A 7,505-nucleotide genomic window follows, 5' to 3' on the forward strand; every position below is an offset into this window, starting at 1 on the left:
GGCGCGACCTGCAGGGTCGGCAGGCCCTCGCCAGCGCTGGCGCCGTCGAACACCCCGCGCGCGGCCAAGGCCGCCGCCTCGGCCGCGGGCGCGCCGTGGGCCAGTCGGGTGGCCTCGTTGGCCAGGACGATCTTCGCCTCGTTCAGTTCGGCGCCCTGCAGCGCGCCGAGGCGGCGCACCTCGGCCATCGGCAGTTCGCTGAACAGGGCGAGGAAGCGGCCGACGTCGCGGTCGTCGCAGTTGCGCCAGAACTGCCAGAAGTCGAACGGCGCCAGGCGCTCGGCGTTCAGCCACACCGCGCCCTGCGCCGACTTGCCCATCTTGCGGCCGTCGCTGGTGGTGAGCAGTGGCATGGTCAGGCCGTACAGCTGCGCGCCGTCCTGGCGGCGCGACAGCTCGACGCCGTTGATGATGTTGGCCCACTGGTCGGCGCCGCCGATCTGCAGGGTGCAGCCGTGGCGGCGCGCCAGTTCGGTGAAGTCGAAGGCCTGCAGCAGGGTGTAGCCGAACTCCTGGAACGACAGCGAGTGCTCCAGGCGGCTGCGCACCGCATCGAAGGTCAGCAGGCGGTTGACGCTGAAGTGGCGGCCGACGCGGTTGAGGAATTCCAGGTAGCCGAGGCCGTCCAGCCAGTCGGCGTTGTTCACCACCCGGGCATCGGACGGCTCGTCGCCGAGGTGCAGGTAGCGCTGGAACGCGCTCTCGATGCCGCGCATGTTGGCGGCGATGGTCGCCTCGTCCAGCATGGGGCGGCTGCTGTCGCGGAAGCTCGGGTCGCCGATGCGCGTGGTGGCGCCGCCGATCAAGAGCAGCGGGCGGTGGCCGGCGTGCTGCAGCCAGCGCATCAGCATCAGGCCCTGCAGGTGGCCGACGTGCAGGCTGTCGGCGGTGGCGTCGAAGCCCAGGTAGGCGGTCAGCGGGCCGCGCGCGAGGGCGGCGCGCAGGCCGTCGGCGTCGGTGCTCTGGTGGACGAAGCCGCGCTCTTCGAGCAGGGCGAGCAGGTCGGTGTCGATCGGGGGCATTGCAGTCTCCTTGGGGGGATGGCGAAACGCCTGAGGAGACTGTGGAGAAACGATCCGGTCCGCCTCAGGCGGATCGGATGCGCGCACGCGCCTACCGCCTCGATGAGGTGCGGTAATAGGCGTAATAGCGGACGCGGGAAACGGTTAACAGGTTCATGGTCGCCACTCTAGCACGCCGGCGGCGGGGCAGGGCAAGCCCCGTCACCGGGGAAAGGCCGGGCGGCGAGGCGGGGAAAAGTCCAGTTTCCCCCGCCCGCAGGCGGGCGATGCGCGCCCTGAAGCCGCTGTGCCGTGCGTTGCTGGCGCCCCGGGGCGACGAAAAGTACAAGTCAAAGTGCGGAAAAGGTATTCTGCTATTTCGTTGCGATATTCATGATTTGCTCATCGTCATCTGCCGACGCACGGCAGCCAAGCACTCGACGGCATCCCCCCGCGATGCCGCGGGCCGGAGTCAGCCCCGGCCATCCACCTTGCGCCAGGAGTACCGAACATGTCCAAGCCGCAGCTCGACCCGAATCAACTCGCCTTCCGCAACGCCATGGCGCACATGAGCGCCGCGGTGAACATCATCGCCACCGACGGCGAGGCCGGCCGCTGCGGCATCACCGCCACCGCGGTGTGCTCGGTGACCGACACCCCGCCGACCGTGATGGTCTGCGTCAACCGCAACAGCGCGATGAACGCGGTGTTCAAGGCCAACGGCCGCCTGTGCGTCAACGTGCTGTCCGGCGAGCAGGAAGAGGCCGCCAAGCACTTCGCCGGGATGACCGGGGTGGCCATGGAGGAGCGCTTCGCCCTCGACCCGTGGACCACCGGCAGCCAGGGCCTGCCGGTGCTGGAAGGCGCGCTGGCCAACCTGCAGGGGCGCATCGTCGAGACCCAGGAGATCGGCACCCACTCGGTGCTGCTGGTCGAGCTGGACGACATCCATGTGCGCGAGGAGGGCGACAGCCTGGTGTACTTCAGCCGCGCCTTCCGCCGCGTCGAGCGCGCCGCCTAAGCGGCTGCCCGTTCCCGAAAAGGCCCTGCCGGATGGCAGGGCCTTTTCGTTTGTGGCCCGGGCTCATGCGTTTGGGGGTTGCCTGATGCGCGCGCTAGCGGCAGTCTGCGCGGCCTTGCCCTGCACCGGAATTGTTCGTCCATGTCCCAGCTCGACCCCAGGCAGCTCGCCTTCCGCAACGCCATGGCGCACATGAGCGCCGCGGTGAACATCATCACCACCGACGGCACCGCCGGCCGCTGCGGCATCACCGCCACCGCGGTGTGCTCGGTGACCGACACCCCGCCGACCCTGATGGTCTGCATCAACCGCAACAGCGAGATGAATGCGGTGTTCAAGGCCAACGGCCGCCTGTGCGTCAACGTGCTGTCCGCCGCGCAGGAGGAGGCCGCCCGCCACTTCGCCGGGATGACCGGCGTGGCCATGGACGAGCGCTTCGCCCGCGGCGCCTGGCAAGCGGGCGAGGGCGGCCTGCCGGTGCTGGAAGGCGCGCTGGCCAACCTGCAGGGGCGCATCGCCGAGGCCCAGGAGATCGGCACCCACTCGGTGCTGCTGGTCGAACTGGACGACATCCGCGTGCGCGAGGAGGGCGACAGCCTGGTGTACTTCAGTCGCGCCTTCCGCGTGGTCAGCCGCGACCAGGTGGCCTGAGAGCGATTGCCGCCCGGCGGGGCTGGCGTCCTCTCGCGGCAAACGTTAAGATGTTAAACATCTGCTGTCGCCCCGGCACCTTGCGGTGTTCCCCTCTTTCAGGGGCGGCGGCGTTTTAATTCCCCCCGATGCTGCCAGACGTGGCCCCGTAGCCGCAGGAGGCGCCATGACTTCGTCCGCCGAGCGTTCCTGGCCTGCCGCCGTTCGCGCGCTGCAACACCCCAACTTCCGCCTGTATTTCGCCGGCCAGGCCGTGTCGATCCTCGGCAGCTGGATCCAGCAGGTCGCCCTGTCCTGGCTGATCTACCGCCTCACCGGCTCGGTGGCGCTGCTCGGCGTCACCACCTTCGCCGCGCTGCTGCCGCAGCTGATCGTCGGTCCCCTGGCCGGCGCCTGGACCGACCGCCACGACAAGCGCCGCCTGCTGATCCTGGTGCAGGCCCTGCTCGGCCTGCAGGCGCTGGCGCTCGCCGCGCTCACCGCGCTGGAGTGGATCGGCCCGGCGCTGATCGTCGCCATGTCGCTGCTGCTCGGCGTGCTCAACGCCTTCGACACGCCGCTGCGCCAGGCGCTGATCGGCAGCTTCGTCGGCAGCCGCGACGACCTGCCCAACGCCCTGGCGCTCAACGCCATGCTGTTCAACATCGGCCGCTTCATCGGCCCGCCGCTGGCCGGCCTGCTGCTGGCGCTGACCAGCGAGGCGATGTGCTTCGCCCTCAACGCCCTGTCGTTCCTCGCCCTGCTGGCCGGCCTGCTGCTGATCCGCATCGACGCGCCGCCGCGCGCCAAGGGCTCGACCGGCGCGGTGTTCCGCGAGGGCCTGGCCTACGTGTGGGGCAACCAGCCGATCCGCCTGCTGATCCTCAGCCTGGCGATGGTCAACCTCACCGCCTCCAGCTACGCGGTGCTGCTGCCGGTGTTCGCCCGCGACATCTTCGGCGGCGACGCGCAGACCCTCGGCTGGCTGTGGGGCGCCGCCGGCTGCGGCGCCTTCCTCTCCACCCTGTTCCTCGCCACCCGCCAGGCGCTGCCGGGCCTGGTGCGCATCGTGCTGGTCGGCGCGGTGCTCAGCGGCCTGGCCCTGCTGGCCTTCGCCGCCAGCCACCTGGTGCCGCTGGCGCTGCTGGCCATGGCGGTGCTCGGCTTCGCCATCTCGGTGGGCAACGTCGGCATCAACATGCTGCTGCAGAGCCTGGCGCCGGAGCAGCTGCGCGGCCGCGTGGTGTCCTTCTTCACCTCCATCCGCTTCGGCTTCGACGCCATCGGCGGCCTGCTCGCCGGCCTGCTGGCCGCGCGCATCGGCGCGCCGCTGACCCTGGCGCTGGAAGGGGTGGTGCTGCTGGTGTTCTGCGTCTGGCTGCTGGCGCAGCGCCGGGTGCTGCGTGAACAGGTGCGCGACGACCTGCAGGAGCAGGCCGCGCGCTGATCGGATCGGGGGTGCTTCCCGTGTCGGCGCAGGAGACAGGTGCGGTTGCCCCCGCCTGCTGCTCCTGCCAATCCTCGCCCCGGCTGGGCCTTGTGCCCGCCGGGGCTTTTTTTGTCCGGCTAGACGCTCTCGTCCTCGTCGCTGCCTTCCACCGCCATGTTCAGCTCCTTGATCTTGCGGGTCAGGGTGTTGCGCCCCCAGCCGAGCAGCTGGGCGGCGTCGCGGCGGCGGCCGGCGGTGTGCTTGAGGGCGCTCTCGATCATCACCCGCTCGAAGGCCGGCAGGGCGCTGCCGAGCAGGTCGGTCTGGCCGCGGGTCAGCGCCTGTTCGGCCCACAGGCGCAGCGCCTGCTCCCAGTTGCCGCCGGCCGGAGCCTCCTGCGGCTGCTGCAGCAGCTCGGGCGGCAGGTCGTCGATGTGCACCTCGCGCCCCGAGGCCATCACCGTGATCCAGCGGCAGGTGTTCTCCAGCTGGCGCACGTTGCCCGGCCAGGGCAGGTTCTGCAGGTATTCCTCGGTCTGCGGCTTGAGCAGCTTGGGCTCGACCGCCAGCTCCTGGGCGGCGCGGGCGAGGAAGTGGCGGGCCAGTGCCGGGATGTCCTCGCGGCGGTCGGCCAGGCGCGGGATGTGGATGCGGATGACGTTGAGACGGTGGAACAGGTCCTCGCGGAACTTGCCGGCGCGCACCAGGTTCTCGAGGTTCTGGTGGGTGGCGGCGATGATGCGCACGTTGACCTTGACCGGGGTGTGGCCGCCGACCCGGTAGAACTCGCCGTCGGCCAGCACGCGCAGCAGGCGGGTCTGGGTGTCGGCCGGCATGTCGCCGATCTCGTCGAGGAACAGGGTGCCGCCGTCGGCCTGCTCGAAGCGTCCGCGGCGCTGCGCGGCGGCGCCGGTGAAGGCGCCCTTCTCGTGGCCGAACAGTTCGGACTCCATCAGGTCCTTGGGGATCGCCGCCATGTTCAGGGCGATGAACGGCGCGTTGGCGCGCGGGCTGTGGCGGTGCAGGGCGTGCGCCACCAGCTCCTTGCCGGTGCCCGATTCGCCGTTGATCAGCACGGTGATGTTGGAGTGGCTCAGGCGGCCGATGGCGCGGAACACCTCCTGCATCGCCGCCGCCTCGCCGATGATCTCCGGGGTGGCGGCCTGCTCGTCGGGGGTGGCCAGCGCCTGCTGCTCGCGGGCGTGCAGGGTGGCGCGCTTGACCAGCGACACCGCCTCGTCGACGTCGAACGGCTTGGGCAGGTACTCGAAGGCGCCGCCCTGGTAGGAGGCCACCGCGCTCTCCAGGTCGGAGTGGGCGGTCATGATGATCACCGGCAGGCGCGGGTACAGCTCGCGGATGCGCGCCAGCAGGTCGAGGCCGCTGGCGCCCGGCATGCGGATGTCGGAGACGATCACGCTGGGCTGCTCGAGGCCCAGGCGGTTGAGCAGGCTGTCGGCGCTGTCGAAGCTCTGGCTGGGCAGGCCGGCCTGCTGCAGGGCCTTTTCCAGCACCCAGCGGATCGAGCGGTCGTCGTCGACGATCCAGACGGTATCCGGTCGGTTCATGGGGTTGGTGCTCCTTGTTCAAGCGGCAGAAACAGCGCGAAGACCGTGCGCCCGGGCTGGCTTTCGCACTCGATCAGGCCCTGGTGCTGGTTGAGGATGTTCTGCGCGATGGCCAGACCGAGGCCGGTGCCGTCGGCACGCCCGCTGACCATGGGATAGAAGAGGGTGTCCTGCAGCGCCGGGTCGATGCCCGGGCCGTTGTCGATCACCTCGATGCGGCACACCAGGCGGTGGCGCTGGTGGCCGATGGTGAACTGGCGCAGGGTGCGGGTGCGCAGCAGGATGCGTCCCGGCGGGTGCGGCTGCTTCTGCCCGGCGATCGCCTGCATGGCGTTGCGCACCACGTTGAGCACCGCCTGGATCAGCTGCTCGCGGTCGGCGAGCAGCTCGGGGATGCTCGGGTCGTAGTCGCGGTCCAGGCTCAGCTTGCCCTGGGTCTCGGCCTTGACCAGGCTGCATACCCGCTCGAGCACCTCATGGATGTTGGTCGGCGCCAGCTGCGGCAGCTTGTTGGAGCCGAGCATGCGGTCCACCAGGTTCCGCAGGCGGTCGGCCTCGGCGATGATCACGTCGGTGTAGTCCCTGAGGCCGGCGTCCGGCAGCTCGCGGGCCAGCAGCTGCGCGGCGCCGCGGATGCCGCCCAGCGGGTTCTTGATCTCGTGGGCCAGGCCGCGCACCAGCAGACGGGTGGTCTCCTGCTTGGCCAGCTGCGCCTCCTCCTTGGTGATGCGCAGCAGGCGGTCGCGCGGGTGCAGCTCGAGCAGCAGCAGGAAGCTGCTCAGGCCGGGGATCGGCGTGGCCGCGTAGTCCACCGCCAGCTGCTGGCCGGCGGCGGTGATCAGCTGCGCCTCGCGCTTGGTGAACGGGTGGCCGCTGGCCACCGCCTGGCGCAGGGCCGGCAGGCCGTCGGGACTCTCGTTGCACAGCTCGCTGATGAACAGCCCCTGGCTGCGCTGGCCGCTGACGCCCAGCAGCATCTCGGCGGCCGGGTTCATGTACTCCAGGCGCAGCTCGGCGTTGAGCAGGATCACCGCGGTGGTCAGGTTGTCGAGCAGCAGGCGCTGCAGTGAGTCGTAGGCCATGGCTAGCATGCGCTCCTGTGGGTGCAGCGTATTTGCAAGAAGTGCGCCAGCGACATGAGGGTGCAGCTCCGGGCAGCCGTCTGCCGCCTTTTTGTGCATGGCCGCGCGGACTGCGCCGATGGCGCGCGGATGGCGCAGAGCCCGTGGCACAGGGCCTGCGCCCCGCCAGGGGCGGGCACCGGCAGGGTGCGCAGCGGCTGCCTGCGGGGCGCCGCAGGCGGCGAGCCGGGCATGATTCGTGGCTCAGTATAGGTCGCGGGAGCATTGCGCGCACCAAAGTGGTGCGCGCGTGCTCAGGGGAGGGGCACGCCGAGGAAGCGGCGCGGCTCGGCCGGCTTGTCGGCCAGCGGGCATTCCGGGCGCACGCCATAGTCGCCCTTCTGGCAGGGCTTGACCCGGCGCTTGTCGGCCAGGGTGGTGCGCCTGAGGTGGAACGGCTGGCTGGGCGTGCGCTCGACGATGCGCCCCTCGGCGTCGACGATCTCGGCGGCCAGCTGGTGGGTGCCGCGGTCGAGGTTGTCGAGGGTGAACACCGGGCTGCGCGCCGGTGCGCCGTGCACCTGGCCGTCGAGCAGCAGGCGGTAGCGGTGTCCCGCGAGCAGGCCGGGGTCGCTCTCCAGGGTGACCAGCAGGTTGCCGTCGTTGTCGCGGATGGTGGCGTCCGGCTCGGGCAGGGTGATGCGCAGCAACTGGTAGGCCGGCAGCAGGGCGGCGGGCAGCGCCGGCGGTGCGGCGGGCGGCGGCGCCGGCAGGCTGGCGCTGTTGGCCGGCGCC

Annotated in this window: 7 protein-coding genes; 3 read left to right on the forward strand and 4 right to left on the reverse strand. The window is 70.8% G+C overall.

Annotated features, from left to right (window positions below; all coding sequences use genetic code 11):
* Positions 1–1,022, reverse strand: a 1,022-nt coding sequence (gene tyrS, locus E5198_RS19500) for a tyrosine--tRNA ligase (protein WP_136491595.1), incomplete at its 3' end; no start/stop codon positions are given.
* Between the two features lie 490 nt (positions 1,023–1,512).
* Here tyrS and hpaC (E5198_RS19505) point away from each other — a divergent pair.
* From hpaC (E5198_RS19505) to E5198_RS19515, 3 genes are all read left to right on the forward strand, one after another.
* Complete coding sequence (gene hpaC, locus E5198_RS19505) at positions 1,513–2,022, forward strand: 4-hydroxyphenylacetate 3-monooxygenase, reductase component (RefSeq protein WP_136491596.1); 510 nt, start codon at positions 1,513–1,515, stop codon at positions 2,020–2,022.
* 141 nt (positions 2,023–2,163) lie between these two features.
* The gene (gene hpaC, locus E5198_RS19510) at positions 2,164–2,673 is read left to right on the forward strand and encodes a 4-hydroxyphenylacetate 3-monooxygenase, reductase component (RefSeq protein ID WP_136491597.1); all 510 of its coding nucleotides are present in this window, start codon (positions 2,164–2,166) and stop codon (positions 2,671–2,673) included.
* Positions 2,674–2,839: 166 nt separating this feature from the next.
* Positions 2,840–4,099 carry an MFS transporter gene (locus E5198_RS19515; RefSeq protein WP_136491598.1) on the forward strand — a complete coding sequence of 420 codons (1,260 nt, stop codon included), beginning with the start codon at positions 2,840–2,842 and terminating at the stop codon, positions 4,097–4,099.
* Positions 4,100–4,218: 119 nt separating this feature from the next.
* Here the strand turns inward: E5198_RS19515 and ntrC are convergent, their stop codons facing one another.
* From ntrC to E5198_RS19530, 3 genes are all read right to left on the reverse strand, one after another.
* Positions 4,219–5,649, reverse strand: a complete 1,431-nt coding sequence (gene ntrC, locus E5198_RS19520; RefSeq protein WP_136491599.1) for a nitrogen regulation protein NR(I) — start codon at positions 5,647–5,649, stop codon at positions 4,219–4,221.
* On the reverse strand, positions 5,646–6,731 hold the full coding sequence (glnL, locus tag E5198_RS19525) for a nitrogen regulation protein NR(II) (RefSeq protein WP_136491600.1): 1,086 nt from the start codon (positions 6,729–6,731) through the stop codon (positions 5,646–5,648). The genes ntrC and glnL overlap by 4 nt, the downstream gene beginning before the upstream one ends.
* Before the next feature lie 293 nt (positions 6,732–7,024).
* Positions 7,025–7,505, reverse strand: a 481-nt coding sequence (locus E5198_RS19530) for a penicillin-binding protein (RefSeq protein WP_256659205.1), incomplete at its 5' end; no start/stop codon positions are given.

It is taken from the genome of Pseudomonas sp. A-1 (genome assembly GCF_004801855.1).
Classification (GTDB): domain Bacteria; phylum Pseudomonadota; class Gammaproteobacteria; order Pseudomonadales; family Pseudomonadaceae; genus Geopseudomonas.

Bases quoted from the DNA above. Each gene is read 5' to 3' on its own strand.
- hpaC (WP_136491596.1), top strand. From the start codon at position 1,513: ATGTCCAAGCCGCAGCTCGACCCGAATCAACTCGCCTTCCGCAACGCC.
- hpaC (WP_136491597.1), top strand. From the start codon at position 2,164: ATGTCCCAGCTCGACCCCAGGCAGCTCGCCTTCCGCAACGCCATGGCG.
- E5198_RS19515 (WP_136491598.1), top strand. From the start codon at position 2,840: ATGACTTCGTCCGCCGAGCGTTCCTGGCCTGCCGCCGTTCGCGCGCTG.
- ntrC (WP_136491599.1), bottom strand. From the start codon at position 5,649: ATGAACCGACCGGATACCGTCTGGATCGTCGACGACGACCGCTCGATC.
- glnL (WP_136491600.1), bottom strand. From the start codon at position 6,731: ATGGCCTACGACTCACTGCAGCGCCTGCTGCTCGACAACCTGACCACC.